Genomic DNA, 16,330 nt, shown 5'->3' with positions numbered 1-16,330 from the left:
ATACTTTTTGTATTTTTGGTCTATATATTGTGTTTTATCGGTGGGCGTGGCGCAAGCGACGAACAAAACAAAGCCCCGCTGGGGCGGGGCTGGGTCAGGGTGCTGCGGCGTTTATTCCTGGCCGCGCAGCGCGGCCAGCGCGTCAAAATAATCAGGGAAGGTCTTGGCCACGCACTTGGGGTCGTTGATGGTTACGGGGGCGCCCAACAGCGAAATCAGCGAGAAGCACATCGCCATCCGGTGATCGTCGTAGGTGTCGATTTCCGCGTTGGGCGTCAGCGCCGGCGGCGGGGTGATGCGGATGTAGTCCTGGCCTTCCTCCACTACGGCGCCCACTTTGCGCAGCTCGGCGGCCATCGCGCTCAGACGGTCGGTTTCCTTGACGCGCCAGCTCTCGATATTGCGCAGCGTGCTGGTGCCGTCGGCGGCCAGCGCGGCCACCGCCAAGGTCATCGCCGCGTCCGGAATGTGGTTGAAGTCGGCGTCTATCGCCTTGAGCGGGAGACTGGCGCTGGCCTCTATCCAGTTGGGGCCCATGTTGACTTCGGCGCCCATCAGACGCAGCGCGTCGGCGAACTTGACGTCGCCCTGAATGCTGTCCACGCCCACGCCCTCCACTCGTACCGGGCCACCCGCCAGCGCGCCGGCGGCGAGGAAGTAGGACGCGCTGGAAGCGTCGCCTTCCACGTGAACTTCGCCCGGGGAGATGTAAGTCTGTCCGCCGGGGATGGTGAAGCGCCGCCAGCCGTCGCGCTCAACCCGCACGCCGAAGCGGGCCATCAGGTTGAGGGTGATTTCGATATAAGGCTTGGAGATCAGCTCGCCGCTGACTTCGATGACCGCGGTTTCCCCGGTCAGCGGCAGCGCCATCAACAGGGCGGTGAGGAACTGGCTGGACACATTGCCCTTGACCGGAATCGGGCGGCCGGCTTCCAGCCGCGCCGGAGAGATGGCCAGCGGCGGATAGCCGGGCTGGCCCTGATATTGGATCTGGGCGCCTGCCACGCGCAGCGCGTCCACCAGATCGCCGATCGGCCGCTCGTGCATGCGCGGCACGCCGCTGAGTTGATAATTCCCCTGCATCAGCGCCAGCGCGGCGGTCAGCGGGCGGAAAGCGGTGCCGGCGTTGCCGAGGAACAGGTCCGCGCTTTTGACCGGAAATTCGCCGCCCACGCCCTGCACGCGGAAATCGCGGCTGTCGCCTATTTGCTCGATCTCCACCCCCAGCAGTTTCAGCGCCGCCAGCATGTGACGGATATCGTCCGAATCCAGCAGGTCGCGCACCAAAGTGCTCCCGCTGCCCAGCGCGGCCAGCAGTAGGGTGCGGTTGGAGATGCTTTTGGAGCCGGGCAGCTTGATGGCGCCGGACAGGCGTCGGACGGGGGCGAGGTGCAGTTGTTCCATGGCGGTTCGGGATCTTGTGTTCTTTGGGATTGGCGGAGGGCGCCGCGGCGCCCGTCGGACAATGTAACCGCCAGCAAGGCCTTTGCGCAAACCCCGCGTTGCCGCGCGGCTACGGCGCGCAAGCCGTAGAATCTTGCTGTGCCGGCCCGCGGCTTGAGATAAAATCGCCAGTTTGGCTGGTTGCCCGTCGCGGCGGCCTGCGAGAATTTCTGCAAGGACATTGTCTGTACATGACCGCACCTGTCATCGCCATCGACGGCCCGTCCGCCTCGGGCAAGGGCACCGTCGCCGCCCTGGTCGCCGCGCGGCTGGGTTTTCATTATCTGGATTCGGGCTCGCTCTACCGCCTGCTGGCCTTGTTCGCGCAGCGCCACAACATAGCCTGGGACGACGAGCCTGGCCTGGCCGCCGCCGCCGCGGGGCTGCCGGTGGAGTTCGCCGACGGGGCGGTGTGGCTGGAGAGCAACGACGCCAGCGCGGCGATCCGCAGTGAGGAAATTGGCATCGGTGCCTCCAAGGTGGGCGCGCTGCCGGCGGTGCGCGCCGCGCTGTTGCAGCGCCAGCGCGATTTCTGCCAATTGCCCGGCCTGGTGACGGACGGCCGCGACATGGGTTCGGTGGTGTTTCCCGCCGCCGCCTTGAAGGTGTTTTTGACGGCCAGCGCCGAGGAGCGGGCCGATCGCCGCTATAAGCAGTTGATCGGCAAGGGAGATTCTGCTAATCTCCCACGGATTCTGCAGGACATTATCGATCGGGACGCGCGCGATGCCGCCCGGGCGGTAGCGCCGCTGCGCCAGGAGCCGGACGCCTTTTTGCTCGACACCACGGAGCTGACCATCGACCAGGCGGTCGCACAGGTTCTGCGTTGGTTCGAGGAAAGACAGGTCTCCGGCCTATGATTTTTTTGTCGGGTGAAAATGCTGCAAGGCAATAAACCCGGTTGTGCAACCCTAACCCGCACGCCGCAAGGCGCGCACCGAGAGTACGCTTGATGACTACCCTCTCCATGGAAAACTTCGCTCAGCTGTTTGAGGAAAGCCTGACCCTTCACGACATGCGCGTGGGCGAGGTGATCACTGCCGAAGTGGTGGCAGTTGATTCCAACTTTGTAACCGTGAACGCAGGCCTCAAGTCCGAGTCCCTGATCCCGGCTGAAGAATTCAAGAACGACCAAGGCGTGGTCGAAGTGGCCATCGGCGACTTCGTTACCGTTGCCATCGACGCGCTGGAAAACGGCTTTGGCGAAACCAAGCTGTCCCGCGAAAAAGCCAAGCGCCTGGCCGCTTGGGTGGAGCTGGAAGAGGCTCTGGAAACCGGCAAGATCCTGTCCGGTCTGATCAGCGGCAAGGTCAAAGGCGGCCTGACCGTTATGGTCAACGGCATCCGCGCCTTCCTGCCGGGTTCCCTGGTTGACGTGCGTCCGGTGAAAGACACCACCCCGTACGAAAACAAGCAGATCGAATTCAAGGTCATCAAGCTGGATCGCAAGCGCAACAACGTGGTTGTGTCCCGTCGTTCCGTGCTGGAAGAAACCCTGGGCGAAGAGCGCAAAGCTCTGCTGGAAACCCTGAAAGAGGGCGCCATCATCAAGGGTATCGTCAAGAACATCACCGACTACGGTGCGTTCGTTGACCTGGGCGGCATTGATGGCCTGCTGCACATCACCGACCTGGCATGGCGCCGCGTGAAGCACCCGTCCGAAGTTCTGGCCGTGGGCGACGAAGTGGAAGCCAAGGTACTGAAGTTCGACCAAGAGAAGAACCGCGTATCCCTGGGTCTGAAGCAACTGGGCGAAGATCCGTGGGTGGGCCTGTCCCGCCGCTACCCGTCCGGCACCCGTCTGTTCGGCAAGGTGACCAACCTGACCGACTACGGCGCGTTCGTGGAAATCGAACAAGGCATCGAAGGCCTGGTGCACGTGTCCGAAATGGACTGGACCAACAAGAACGTACACCCGTCCAAGGTTGTTCAGGTTGGCGACGAAGTGGAAGTCATGATCCTGGAAATCGACGAAGACCGTCGTCGTATCTCCCTGGGCATGAAGCAGTGCCTGGCCAACCCGTGGAACGAGTTTGCCGACAACTTCCACAAAGGCGACAAGCTGAAGGGCGCGATCAAGTCCATCACCGACTTCGGCGTGTTCGTTGGCCTGCCGGGCGGCATCGACGGCCTGGTTCACCTGTCCGACCTGTCCTGGAACGAAGCCGGCGAAGAAGCCGTGCGCAAGTTCAAGAAGGGCGACGAGGTTGAAGCCGTTGTTCTGTCCATCGACGTTGAAAAAGAACGCATCTCCCTGGGCATCAAGCAGATGGAAGGCGATCCGTTCAACAACTTCGTTGCGATGAACGACAAAGGCGCTCTGGTTAAGGGCACAGTGAAGTCCGTTGACGCCAAAGGCGCCGTCGTGACTCTGGACACCGATGTTGAAGGCTACCTGCGTGCTTCCGAACTGTCCCGCGACCGCGTGGAAGACGCTCGCTCCGTTCTGAAGGACGGCGAGGAAGTGGAAGCCGTGATCATTGCCGTGGACCGCAAGTCCCGCAATATCAGCCTGTCCATCAAGGCTAAAGACGCTCAGGAAGACAACGTTGCTCTGAAGAGCCTGTCCGTTGACAGCGCTTCCGCTGGCACCACCAATCTGGGTGCCCTGCTGAAGGCAAAACTGTCCGGCTCCAACGAGTAATTGAGACATGACCAAATCTGAGCTGATCGCTAGGCTGTCGGAACGACTCGCCGAGCGCAATTCTCAGTTGGTCTACAAAGACGCTGAGTTGGCCGTCAAAACCATTTTGGATGCGATGGCCAATAACCTGGCGCAGGGAAACCGGATTGAAATCCGCGGTTTCGGCAGTTTCGATTTGAACTACCGTCCGCCGCGGATTGGCCGCAACCCCAAGTCGGGCACCAGCGTCTCGGTTCCTGAGAAATATGTGCCGCATTTCAAGGCGGGCAAAGAATTGCGCGAACGCGTCGACCTGTCCCTGTTGGAGCAGAGCGAAGCCTAGGCGTATGAGCCCTGTCTAGCGAATCCAAAGCGCCGCTTTTTGCGGCGCTTTTTCTTTGAGCGGCTTGAAATTCCAGCTTGGGTTGCGCCGGGCTATCGTTTAAACTTGCACTCCGGCAAACAAATCGAGCGAGATCATGCGTTACCTGCTTCGTATCGTTGAATTGGCCCTGTTGGTATTCCTGATCGCGGTCACCGTGCAAAACAGCCATGCGGTTGAATTCAAATTGTTCTTCGGCCAGTCCTGGTCCGCGCCGCTGATTGTGTTTCTGCTGTTGTTTTTCGTGGTTGGCGCCCTGGTGGGTCTGCTCGCCACGCTCGGCTATTATCTGCGTAGCCGAAAAGAGCTGTCTCAATTGAAAAAAGAATTACGCAACCGTCCCCCCGCCAGCAAGGTGATCAGCGACCCCAGCGACGCGATCGCCGATTAAGCCTAGCGCGAGCGGCGGAGCTAGCCGGCGCCGCGTTTAGGCGCCGCTGTGATTCCATTCGCCGTTCTTGATGATGCCGCCCGGGAGCGGCTGTTGTTGTTTGTCCGGAAAGGATTGCTGTTGGAACTGGATTTGTGGTGGTTGCTATTGTTTCCGGCCTTTTTCGGCCTGGGTTGGTTTGCCGCGCGCGTGGACATGCGCACGGTGCTGAAACAGGCGAAAGCGGTGCCGACCGGCTTTTTCCGCGGCCTGGACGCGCTGGTGGAGGACAAGACGGATATCGCGGCCTCGGCCCTGGCCGAAGTGGCTCGCCAGCAAGGGTCGGCGCTGGAGTTGCAGCACACCTTGGGCAAACTGTACCGTAAGCGCGGCGAGAACGACCGCGCCATCCGCCTGCATCAGCGCATGCTGGACGCGCCGGATCTGCCGGCCGAGCACCGCGACGCGGTGCGTTTCGAGCTGGCCCAGGATTTTCGCAAGGCCGGCCTGGTGGACCGAGCCGAAGAAATATTGATCAAGCTGCAGGACGGCAATATGGGCCTGGCTGCGCGCCGCCAGCTGCTGGATATCTACCAGCAGGACCGCGATTGGCACAAGGCCATCGCCACCGCCAAGGAGTTGCGCAGCGACGCGCACTCCTTCCAGCATGAAGTGGCGCAGTTCTATTGCGAACTGGCTCAGGGCGAACTGTACAAATCCAATAGCGAGCAGGCGCGCCGCTACGTGGAGGAGGCGTTCGCCGCCAACCGAAAATGCGTGCGCGCCAGCCTGATCCTGGGCGACATCGAGTTCGCCGGAGGCCATGTGGAAGCGGCGATCGCGGCCTGGCAGAACATCGAGAAACAAAACTATGAATACCTGTCGATGGCCGCGGAGCGCTTGTTCGACGCCTACGAGCGGATGGACAAGCCGCTGGAAGGGATCGCCTTGCTGCGAGGCTATCAGAAGACCTTCCCGCAATTGGAGCTGACCGATCTGCTGTACCAGAAGATCGCCACCTACGAGGGCGAGGAGAAGGCGCTGGAAGTGGCGCGAGAGGGTGTGCATGCCCGCCCCAGCCTTTCCGGCGTGTACAGGCTGATCGAGGCGCAGATGGACGAGTTGAGCCCGGAAGGGCGGATGGACGCGGAAGTGGCGCGCGCGCTGGTGCTCAAGCACGCGCAGCGTCTGAGCGTACATCGCTGCAAATGCTGCAACTTCCGCTCGCGCGCCTTCTTTTGGCATTGCCCGGCTTGCGGCGAGTGGGAGGGCTTCACCGCCAACCGCTCGGAATCGCAGTAACAATACATGGCTTAAGATTAAGCAGCCGCCCTGAGCGGCTGCGCTGATTTGAATGCAGACCGCCGGCAAGAGTCGGCGGCAAGAATGGAGCAAGCATGAACCCTTTGATCGCAGCCGGCGAGTTGCAGCCGACTTCGCCTGTCGTCGTGGCCCTGGACTTTGCCGACGCGGATAGCGCCTTGCGCTTCGCCAGCCGTCTGGACCCGAGCGAGTGCCGGCTCAAGGTGGGCAAGGAGTTGTTCACGTCCTCCGGCCGCAGCTTGGTGGAAAGCCTGGCGGCCAGGGGGTTTCAGGTGTTCCTGGATTTGAAGTTCCATGATATTCCCAACACGGTGGCCCATGCCTGCAAGGCGGCGGCGGAAGCCGGCGTCTGGATGGTCAATGTGCACGCCTCCGGCGGCCGCCGGATGATGGAAGCGGCGCGCGAGGCACTGGTGCCGTACAGCCAACGGCCGCTGTTGATCGCGGTGACGGTGCTGACCAGCATGGAAGCCGCCGATCTGGCCGAAATCGGCATCGCAGCCTCACCGCAAGAGCATGTGCTGCGGCTGGCGACGCTGACCCGCGACTGCGGCCTGGACGGCGTGGTGTGCTCGGCTCAAGAAGCCGGAGAGTTGAAAGCCGCGCTGGGCCGCGATTTCAAACTGGTGACGCCGGGCATCCGCCTGGCGGACAGCGTTGCCGACGATCAGCGCCGGGTGATGACCCCGACGACCGCGTTGGCGGCGGGTTCCGACTATCTTGTGATCGGCCGGCCCATCACCCGCGCCGCCGACCCGCTGGCCGTGTTGCGCGCCATCAACCAAGACATTCAGCACTATCAGGCTCAATAAAATATGAAAATCACAGTTATCGGTACGGGGTATGTCGGTTTGGTGACCGGCACGTGTCTGGCGGAAACCGGCTATCACGTGTGCTGCCTGGATGTGGATCCCAATAAGATCGCCATCCTGAAGCAGGGCGGTATTCCGATTTTCGAGCCCGGCCTTGAAGACATGGTGCGGCGCAATGTGGCCGCCGGCCGGCTCAGCTTCACCACCGACATCGCCGAGTCTGTGGCCTTTGGCGACGTGCAGTTCATCGCCGTCGGCACCCCGCCGGACGAGGACGGCTCCGCCGATCTGCAATACGTGCTAGCCGCCGCGCGCAATATCGGCCGTTACATGACGGATTATAAAGTCATCGTCGACAAGTCCACCGTGCCGGTGGGCACCGCGGACCTGGTCAAGGCCGCGGTGGCGGACACCCTGGCCGAGCGTGGCGAAGCGCTGGAATTCAGCGTGGTGTCCAACCCGGAGTTCCTGAAGGAAGGCGCGGCCATAGACGACTTCATGCGTCCGGACCGCGTGGTGATCGGCGTGGACGACGAACGCGCGGCTGCGATGATGCGCCGGCTATACGCGCCGTTTCAGCGCAATCACGAACGCGTGTTGCTGATGGACGTGCGCTCCGCGGAGCTGACCAAGTACGCGGCCAACGCCATGCTGGCGACGCGCATCTCCTTTATGAACGAGCTGGCCAATCTGGCCGAGAGCCTGGGCGCAGACATCGAGCAGGTGCGGCTGGGCATGGGCTCCGATCCGCGCATCGGCTACCACTTCCTGTATCCGGGTGTGGGCTACGGCGGCTCCTGCTTCCCCAAGGACGTCAAGGCCCTGGTGCAGACCGCCAAGGAAAACGGCCATGAGCTGCGTGTGCTGACGGCGGTGGAGGAAGCCAACGATCTGCAGAAGCTGCGCCTGGTGGACAAGGTGCTGGCGCGTTTCGGCCAGGATCTGAGCGGCCGCCGTTTTGCGATGTGGGGCCTGGCCTTCAAGCCCAACACCGACGATATGCGCGAAGCGCCCAGCCGCGTGATCGCGGCGGAACTGAGCCGCCGCGGCGCGGAAGTGGTGGCTTTCGATCCGGTGGCGACCCATGAAGCGCAGCGGGTGATGGGCGACATCGCCGGCCTGAGCTTCGCCGACGACATGATGACGGCGTTGCAGCAGGCGGACGCCTTGTTGATCGTCACCGAATGGAAGATGTTCCGCGCACCGGACCTGGACGCCGTCAAGCGGGCGCTGAAGCAGCCGTTGGTATTCGACGGCCGCAATATGTACGACCCGGCCTGGATGCGCGAGCAGGGTTTCGATTACTTCGCGATCGGCCGCTGAGGATTGTCATGGGCCTGATGCAAGACCTGGGGCTGGACAGCTCCAAACTGGCCGCCGAACTGGCGCAAGCGAAAGTTCTGGTGGTGGGCGATGTGATGCTGGACCGTTACTGGTTTGGCGACGCCACCCGTATTTCGCCGGAAGCGCCGGTGCCGGTGGCCAAAATCGAGCGCATTGAAGAACGCGCCGGCGGCGCCGCCAACGTGGCGCGCAATATCGCGGGCCTGGGCGGCCAGGCCACCCTGTTATCCGTAGTGGGCGACGACGAAGCCGCCTCCGCGCTGGAGCGTCTGCTGGCGGCGGACGGCATTTCCACCTCTCTGAAGCGCGATCCGAGCATCGCCACCACCATCAAGTTGCGCGTGGTGGCAAGGCAGCAACAGCTGATCCGTCTTGATTTCGAGGACGCGCCCAGCCATGAGATCCTGGCGGGCAAGCTGGAAGAGTATCAGCAGATCCTGGGCAGTCATGATGTGGTGATTCTGTCCGACTACGGCAAAGGCGGCCTGACTCACGTCAGCAAGATGATCGAGCTGGCGCGCCAGGCCGGCAAGTCGGTGTTGATCGACCCCAAGGGCGACGACTACAGCAAATACGCCGGCGCCACGCTGCTGACGCCGAACCGCAGCGAATTCCGCCAAGTGGCCGGCCGCTGGGCTTCCGAGAGCGAGTTGACCGCCAAGGCGCAGGCCTTGCGCGCGGCTTTGTCGCTGGACGCCTTGCTGGTGACGCGCAGCGAGGAGGGCATGACCTTGTTCCGCGACGAGGGCGTGGTGCATCAGCCCACCTTCGCGCGCGAGGTGTACGACGTATCCGGCGCCGGCGACACCGTGATTGGCACGCTGGGGCTGGGGCTGGCCGCCGGCCAGCCGTTGCCGGTGGCGATGAGCTTGGCCAACGCCGCCGCCGGCGTGGTGGTGGGCAAGCTGGGCACCGCGGTGTGCAGCCAGCGCGAACTTTTCGCCGTGTGATCCCGTCCAGTCAGGCTGGATCCTGAAGGAGAACGCATGCAGAACTATACCGATGCCATTCTGGAGTTCTGGTTCGGCGGCAGCGACGACAGCTTCCTGTCGGTGCCGCGCAGCGCCTGGTTCAATAAGGACGAGGTGTTCGACGGCGTCATCCGCGAACGCTTTCTGGAGACATGGCGGCAGGCGCGCGCAGGCGAACTGCCGCCGGACGCCGATGACGCCCGGCGCGGCCTGGCCTGGCTGATTCTGACCGATCAATTCCCGCGCAACCTGTTCCGCGGCTCCGCCGAGGCCTTCGCCACCGATGGCTTGGCGCTGGCTTGGGCCCGCCGCATGGTGGCGTTGGGCCTGGACCGGCAACTGCCCCATATCGCCCGCACCTTTGTTTATCTGCCGTTTGAGCATAGCGAGTCGCTGGCGGATCAGGACGAAGCCGTGCGTTTGTTTGAAACCATGGCGAAGGATGCCGCCATGGCCCGTTTCATTGATTACGCGCATCGTCACCGGGACGTGATCGTCCGCTTCGGGCGCTTCCCGCATCGCAACGCCGTGCTGGGTCGGGTGGATACGCCGGACGAGCGGACCTATCTGGCTGAGCCCGGCGCCGGTTTTTAAACGCGCACCCCTATTCTCGCGCCGTGGGCGATGGCCGGCGGCGGAAAGGAAAACATGACTATCGTCGTTACCGGCGCCGCCGGTTTTATCGGTTCCAACCTGGTCAAAGCGCTGAACGAGCGCGGCGTTACCGACATCATCGCCGTGGATAATCTGTCCAGCGGCGACAAATTCCGCAATCTGGTGGATTGCGAAATCGCCCATTACATGGACAAGCACGACTTCCTGGCCCTATTGCTGGAAGGCGAGTTCGAGGGCGAGTTGTCCGCCATCCTGCACCAGGGCGCGTGTTCCGACACCATGAACCACGACGGCAAGTACATGATGGACAACAACTATCAGTACACGCTGGCCCTGTTCGACTACTGTCAGCACGAGGAAATCCAGTTCCTCTACGCTTCCAGCGCGGCCACCTACGGCAAGGGCACCGTGTTCAAGGAAGAGCGCCAGTACGAAGGCCCGCTCAATGTCTACGGCTACTCCAAATTCCTGTTCGACCAAGTGCTGCGCCAACGCATGAAGGAAGGTCTGAGCGCGCAGGCGGTGGGTTTCCGTTATTTCAACGTCTACGGTCCGCGCGAGCAGCACAAGGGCCGCATGGCCTCGGTGGCCTTCCACCATTTCAACCAGTACCGCGAGCATGGCAAGGTCAAGCTGTTCGGCGGCTGGGACGGTTGGGGCAACGGCATGCAAAGCCGCGATTTCGTGTCGGTGGAGGACGTGGCCAAGATCAACCTATATTTCCTGGATCACCCGGAAAAGAGCGGCATCTTCAACCTGGGTTCCGGCCGTTCGCAGCCGTTCAACGACGTTGCGGTGGCCACTGTCAACGCCTGCCGCCGCCATGAGGGCCAGCCGGGGCTGAGCCTGGACGAGATGGTGGCTCAGGGTATTGTCGAATACGTCGATTTCCCTGATGCGCTCAAGGGTAAGTACCAGAGCTTTACACAAGCGGATATTGGCAAGCTGCGCAGCGCCGGCTACGACGCCGAATTGTTTAGCGTCGAGCAGGGCGTGGACCGTTACGTGGATTGGCTGATCAAGCAATGACGCTGCGGGTCCGCCGTGGAGCGGCCGGGCTTCTTGATGCGGTTTGATACTTAAACAGCCTCCTGTCATTTTTGACGGGAGGCTGTTTTGTTTTGGGCGGCCGATGTTGCGAAGGTGCCTGCTTATTGTTTTTTAAGGCAATGATTTTTATGTGTTTTTAAATTTAATGTCATAAGCGGATAAGGCAAGAACAGCTTAGTTCTAGATCAAAAACACCATGAATGACAAATAATTTATTTTTTGAGTCGGATTGAGTCGGATGCTATCAAAAGAAGCAGGCCTGACCGCCCGCGATCCAATCGCGCGGCGGCCCGGTCGCGAGCTAAGGTTCCGATCAATCGCAAGCGCCGCATTGGCTGCCTTGCACCATAGAGAGTTGAAAAACATGGGCGATCTCAAGGATCTCAAGGACGCTGAAACCAAACTGCTGCTGACCGCAAACGATGGCTCCACCGTGACCATCCATTTCGTAGGCGAGCCGTCGGCCATCGGTGCGATTGTCAATTACGTGACCAATACCGCCAATCAGCCGAAGAAATATGGCAACCACATTTATGTTTGGCAGACCACCAGCAATATCGTGCCTTGGGCCAAGTCTCCGGACGGTTTCACCGCCATTGACACCGACAGTTCCACCAGCACCCAGCCCGTCGACTTTCCCTTCGAGGACAAAGGCTACATCTTGGGTTACGCCGTGGCCGCCACGCCCAATGCGGTGTGCTCCACCATCTATGTGCCGCAAGGTTCGCTGGATAACCCGCAGGCCTGGCAGTATGCCAACAACTCGGTGAAAACGCTGTATGTCGGCACCAACCTGGTGCAGGCGCGCTACCAGGTGCTGCAGTCCTATGACGCGGTGGCCAATAAAAACTGGCTGGGCTTGTGGCAGGGCTCCACCGTGCCTTATAGCGGCGATCCGCTGAAAAAAGTCAGCGTCACCCAGGGCGGCGACAGCGGCACCGTGAACTTCACCGGCGTCAAGCTGACCATCAACACCACCTATTCGATCGGCTACTTCATGGTGGACCAGATATCCGGCCGCACCTCGTTGGCCGCCACCTCCACTTTCACCGTCGGCAAGGCCTGATCCGCCCGCGCTTGAAGCGGCCAGCGCGCCTGTCGAGTACAGGGCGCGCCGGCCGATGAAGGCTTTTCCGGTCAACCACCATTCAGGGCCTCATGTCGAATTTGCTGCTGCTGAGCAACGATGCCGGTCGCCAGGTCTTCATCACCGTGGTGGGCGTGCCGATGCCGGATGGCGTGCTGGCCAACTACATCACCAATACCGCCAATCAGCCGCAAACATTCGACAACCGCTTGTACGCCTGGGAGAGCAGCGCCAATCAGGTGCCATGGGACAAGGCGCCGGTCGGGCAGGCCGCTTTGCTGAGCGATAGTTCCACTTCCACTCGGGTGTTGAACTTCGATTACGAGCCCAAAGGCTATGTCATCGCCTACGCGGTGGCGGGCGCGGCGCAGGCGGTGTGTTCCAGCGTCTACCTGCCCGCCGGCGAGCAGGACAATCCTCAAGCCTGGGCCTATGACAGCGTGTCGCTGCAGACGGTCTACGTGGACAGCAATGTATTGCAGCTCAAGTACAAGGTGCTGACGGCGTATCAGCCGAAAGCCGCCGGCAACTGGGTGGGCGTCTGGCAGGGTTCCACCGTGCCTTACAGCGGCGATCCTATCCGCAGCCTGCCTGTGCCGCGCGACGACGACTCAGGCTACCTGGCGATGGACGGTCTGAAACTGACCATTAACACCAGCTACGCGGTCGGCTATTTCATGCAGGCGCTGCCGCAGGGGCGTACCTCGCTGGCCGCGACGACGACGTTCACGATAGGCGCTTATCAAGGAGAAAAAACATGATCGCATTCGAGCGCCTGGCGGGTAGCCGGCTGTATATCGATCAGGCAAACCAGGAGGGCGCCGGCTGGTGGGGCTGGCTGCTGGCCGCCGGCGCTCAAGCGCCGGCCGGCCCGGTGCCCTTGACGGAAGCGCTGGAGAATGCGGATTGGGCCGGCAGCTTTGTCTACTGCGCCGTCGCGCCGGATCTGAGCGGCGACAAGGCCGCCGTCTTCATCGCGGCGCTGGATGCGATTCTGGCGACTGTCATCGGCGGGCGCGCGCTACTGTGGTTACGGCAGGCGGAGCGGCCGCAGCAAGCGCTGGAACAGGGCTGGGTCTTGTCCTTCGCCTCTGTTGCCGGCATTTTGCGCACCAGCAATGGGCTGGATCTGAGCCTGACCGGCGACGGCAGCATCGGCGTCGCCATCGCCTCCGGCGCGGTACTGAGCGTCGCGGAATCCGGCGACGCGCTGACGCTGACCGGCCGCAATGCGCCGGCGGCCACCTTGAGCGGCGGCATGGCGCCCATTTTGTATCAGGATGATTACAGCGCCAGCTTGGCTTTTGCCGGCACGGAGCTGGGCAGCTGGCGCTTTGGCTTCAAGACCGCGCGTCTGGCTTTGGCGCGCAACTTCGCCTGCGGCTTCCAACTGCTGGTGCCCAATACGGCGGCGGACAGCGCCGGCTCGGACCAGCCGGTGAAGAACTTGAGCGCTTATCTGCCGCTGGTGAACGGCGGCGAGCCTAACCCCACCGACCTGTTCGCCTTCACCGCCCAGTTCAACCCTGTCAATCCCAACAATATCTTGCCGGCGACGCCCACCGTGTTTTGGTTTTCCGCCGGCGCCAGCCTGGATCTGGTGTCTTACTACCGCACCGTCTACGGCATGACAGTGGCTCTGCGTCCGGTGCTGGACGCGGCGGCGGGGCGGCCGGCGGGCCTGGTGGTCAATCCCGGCTCCGGCAGGACGCCGCTGTACCTGGGGTACAGCTTTGCGCCGGTGGGGGATTTCGAGCTGCGAGTGGAGGGCGTGGAGGATGGCCAGCCGCAGCAATTGCTGGCTGGTTTGTCCGGTTCGGAAAACATCGGCTTCGTCAGCGGCGGCGCGTACCTGCGCGCCAGCGGCGGGCAGCCGGCCTATGCGCCGGTTTTTCCCCTGGAACCCAGTTCGCCGGTGGGGCCGCCCTTGGACCCGTTGGCCTTGCTGCTGAATCGGGACTTCCGCACCTCTTGGTGCACGGTGACGGCCAAGGGCGAGGGCGCCAGCGCTCACTACGCTGCCGCGCCCAAGGGCGCTGATCTGTTCGGCCTGCCGGACGCGGCCAAAGCGGACGGCGGCGATCTGCTGGAACCCAAAGACCCCGGCTTGGCCTTGCCCAACAGCGGTGAACTGAGCTTCCCCCTGTTGCCGTTCGCGGCGTTTCGCTCCGGGGCCGGGGACCAAGATTTGCAGGCCGGCCAGATGGAGTTGCTGGAGAGCCAGATCGTCAGCCCCACTCGGCGCAATCGCATCAACGCCGCCTCCGCCCAGGCGTCCCGCTCGGCGCGCGCCAGCCTGGGTCTGGACTTGGCGCGCAACGTCGCCGGCTACAACGCGGCCACGCCGGCAGGCTTCATCGCCCGCGTCGCGGAGCGGGGCTGGAGTCGTCTGCTGCTGGCGCAGATCATGGCGGGCGGGCAGCCGCAATGGCAGCTGGGCTTTACCGCGCCGTCCAGCGCCTTGCAGGCGGCGTTCCAGACCGACAACCTGTTTCTGCCGGTGGCCAATCCCCTCCAGTTGGGGGTTGAGGCCAGCGGCGTGATGCCTGAGGATCCGCCGGCCAGCCCGTCCCGCTTCTACAACCAGTTGGAGATCGATCGCTGGCGCTTCAAGGCGGCGGTGGGCAAGGGCAACCGCTATGGCGACTATCGCAATGTGATGGTGGTCAAGGGCGTGCCCGGCAGCTTGCTTGAATTGGTGACCCGGCCGACGCAATGGACGCAGAAGAATCTGTTCGCCGCGCCGCTGGGGCCGGAAGGACTGCCGGACGCGTCGCAGTTGACCCCGCTGGCCGATTGGCTGAGCGAATACTTCGACAGCGCGCTGAAGCAGCAGGACAATCCCTATTTCCAGAACTTCTGCCGCATCATCCGGGACCCCAACTGGCAGGGCGTTTTGCTGCTGCGGGTGGATATTGAGAAAGTGCCGGCGGAGTTGCTGGGTTTGTTGGCGGGGGTGACTCAGCCGGAGGCCTTCGCCGCACATCATATCGGCGTCGAACTGAGCCAGATCGACGGCAAGACCGTGACCCAGAGCGACTCCAGCTCCTTGTTCGGGTTGATCTACTATCTGGATCCGGACTACGAAGACGAGCCGCAGGCGCATGCGATTCCGCCGCAGGACGCCGACGCCACCTATGAATTCCGCCTGCTGACCTTGAAGGCCTTGTTCCAGAACACCGCGGTGCAGCGTTTTGAAAGCGTGGCCCAGGTGGTGCTGAATCAATTGTTCGGCAGCCGGGTGGATAGCATGGTCGAGGATCAGGGGCAAGCCAATATCTACAACGCCGTGTTGCTGCAAGGCGGTTTCCAGACCAACGGCGGCGCGCCGGTGTACTCCTTGTCTTCCGCCCAGCCGGCCTTGTTCAAGCTGCGCAACAATGTGCTCACCAGTGTGGAGATCGCCACCGCGGCCTTGTCCACGCGCGATGAGAGCGCGGGCGGCAGCGCGGTGTCCTGGCTGGACATGTCCGGTTTCATGCAGTTCGCCGTGCTCAAGGACGAGGCGGGGGAACTGCCGCCTTTCGATCTGTTTTCCTTCGGTGCCGACGGCGATGAGCCCGTGGCTGGCCAAGGTTTGCGTTTCAGCGGCCTGGGCCTGCGCATCGCCTTCCCGCTGAGCGGTCCGGATGGCGGGCCCACCGTGATCTCAATGCTGGAAAACGAGCTGTCCTTCAATCCGGCGGCTAGCCGCTCGCGAGCGCAGGGGCTGTATCGCGATTTCCAACTGGAATTGAACGGCCTCTTGTCCGGCGCGGCCGACAGCACGCCGGCGGCCAAGGGGTTTTTGGCGGTGGCGACCAGCTACGGCCTGCAAGGCGTGGCCGAACGCGCCTGGCACGGCCTGTCGCTGCGCGTCAACCTGGGCACCTTGGGCGCGCTGGCGTCCAAGGTCAATCTCAACACGACCTTGTTGCTGGCCTGGGCCGACGATAGCGGCGCGGCCGACGGCGACGCCGGTTATCAGGCTCATGTCGGGATGGCTTTGCCAGGCGCGGGGCCGGGCGGCGAGCTATTCAGCCTGCAAACCGTGATCAAGCTGTCCATCGGTGCGATCCGGCTGTTGTACAACGCCGAGCAGAAAGGCTATTTGCTGCTGCTCAACGAGATCGCGCTCAAGTTCTTGGGCTTGCTGCGCATTCCGCCCAACGGCGCCACCTCGTTCTTTCTGTTCGGCAACCCCGATGCGGAGACGCCCACCGGCCTGGGATGGTACGCGATTTACAACCAGGACCAGCCGCCTCCGGCCGCCGCCCCCGATGCCGACCCGACGGCGCTTACCCACCAGTCTCAATCTTGAAGGACGGCGC

The 16,330-nt window shown here is 62.7% G+C and carries 14 protein-coding genes; 13 read left to right on the top strand and 1 reads right to left on the bottom strand.

Annotated features, from left to right (window positions below; genetic code table 11):
* Positions 1–111: 111 nt before the first annotated feature.
* Complete coding sequence (aroA, locus tag GYH29_RS15085) at positions 112–1,404, bottom strand: 3-phosphoshikimate 1-carboxyvinyltransferase (RefSeq protein WP_161524044.1); 1,293 nt, start codon at positions 1,402–1,404, stop codon at positions 112–114.
* A 230-nt stretch (positions 1,405–1,634) separates the two neighbouring features.
* Here aroA and cmk point away from each other — a divergent pair, with 230 nt between their 5' ends.
* The 13 genes from cmk to GYH29_RS15020 all read left to right on the top strand — a co-directional run bounded on the left by cmk (position 1,635) and on the right by GYH29_RS15020 (position 16,320).
* A complete protein-coding gene (cmk, locus tag GYH29_RS15080; RefSeq protein ID WP_019104288.1) occupies positions 1,635–2,303 on the top strand; it encodes a (d)CMP kinase in 669 nt (222 codons plus the stop codon).
* A gap of 92 nt (positions 2,304–2,395) precedes the next feature.
* Positions 2,396–4,087 carry a 30S ribosomal protein S1 gene (gene rpsA, locus GYH29_RS15075; RefSeq protein ID WP_085951937.1) on the top strand — a complete coding sequence of 564 codons (1,692 nt, stop codon included), beginning with the start codon at positions 2,396–2,398 and terminating at the stop codon, positions 4,085–4,087.
* A gap of 7 nt (positions 4,088–4,094) precedes the next feature.
* A complete protein-coding gene (locus tag GYH29_RS15070) occupies positions 4,095–4,409 on the top strand; it encodes an integration host factor subunit beta (protein ID WP_019104286.1) in 315 nt (104 codons plus the stop codon).
* Positions 4,410–4,545: 136 nt separating this feature from the next.
* A complete protein-coding gene (locus tag GYH29_RS15065) occupies positions 4,546–4,839 on the top strand; it encodes a LapA family protein (protein WP_019104285.1) in 294 nt (97 codons plus the stop codon).
* Between the two features lie 120 nt (positions 4,840–4,959).
* Positions 4,960–6,120: a lipopolysaccharide assembly protein LapB gene (gene lapB, locus GYH29_RS15060; RefSeq protein WP_039756704.1), complete on the top strand. Its 1,161-nt coding sequence runs from the start codon at positions 4,960–4,962 to the stop codon at positions 6,118–6,120.
* Positions 6,121–6,215: 95 nt separating this feature from the next.
* Entirely contained in the window at positions 6,216–6,953 is a 738-nt protein-coding gene (pyrF, locus tag GYH29_RS15055; protein WP_043590094.1) for an orotidine-5'-phosphate decarboxylase, read from the top strand.
* A gap of 3 nt (positions 6,954–6,956) precedes the next feature.
* Entirely contained in the window at positions 6,957–8,276 is a 1,320-nt protein-coding gene (locus GYH29_RS15050; RefSeq protein ID WP_161524043.1) for a UDP-glucose dehydrogenase family protein, read from the top strand.
* Between the two features lie 8 nt (positions 8,277–8,284).
* Positions 8,285–9,247 carry a D-glycero-beta-D-manno-heptose-7-phosphate kinase gene (gene rfaE1, locus GYH29_RS15045; protein ID WP_161524042.1) on the top strand — a complete coding sequence of 321 codons (963 nt, stop codon included), beginning with the start codon at positions 8,285–8,287 and terminating at the stop codon, positions 9,245–9,247.
* A 36-nt stretch (positions 9,248–9,283) separates the two neighbouring features.
* Positions 9,284–9,862, top strand: a complete 579-nt coding sequence (locus GYH29_RS15040) for a DUF924 family protein (RefSeq protein WP_161524041.1) — start codon at positions 9,284–9,286, stop codon at positions 9,860–9,862.
* Positions 9,863–9,916: 54 nt separating this feature from the next.
* Positions 9,917–10,912: an ADP-glyceromanno-heptose 6-epimerase gene (rfaD, locus tag GYH29_RS15035; protein WP_081575495.1), complete on the top strand. Its 996-nt coding sequence runs from the start codon at positions 9,917–9,919 to the stop codon at positions 10,910–10,912.
* A 385-nt stretch (positions 10,913–11,297) separates the two neighbouring features.
* Positions 11,298–11,999 carry a hypothetical protein gene (locus tag GYH29_RS15030; protein ID WP_161524040.1) on the top strand — a complete coding sequence of 234 codons (702 nt, stop codon included), beginning with the start codon at positions 11,298–11,300 and terminating at the stop codon, positions 11,997–11,999.
* 92 nt (positions 12,000–12,091) lie between these two features.
* The gene (locus GYH29_RS15025) at positions 12,092–12,781 is read left to right on the top strand and encodes a hypothetical protein (protein WP_107731988.1); all 690 of its coding nucleotides are present in this window, start codon (positions 12,092–12,094) and stop codon (positions 12,779–12,781) included.
* Entirely contained in the window at positions 12,778–16,320 is a 3,543-nt protein-coding gene (locus GYH29_RS15020; RefSeq protein WP_161524039.1) for a hypothetical protein, read from the top strand. Before GYH29_RS15025 ends, GYH29_RS15020 begins: the two co-directional genes overlap by 4 nt.
* The last annotated feature ends 10 nt before the right edge of the window (positions 16,321–16,330 follow it).

Origin of the sequence: Chromobacterium haemolyticum (assembly GCF_009936155.1) — a bacterium.
In the GTDB taxonomy this organism is placed as follows: Bacteria; Pseudomonadota; Gammaproteobacteria; order Burkholderiales; family Chromobacteriaceae; genus Chromobacterium; species Chromobacterium haemolyticum.
Note: the sequence above shows the minus strand (reverse complement) of the source record. Positions and strands in the feature narration are given on the sequence as shown.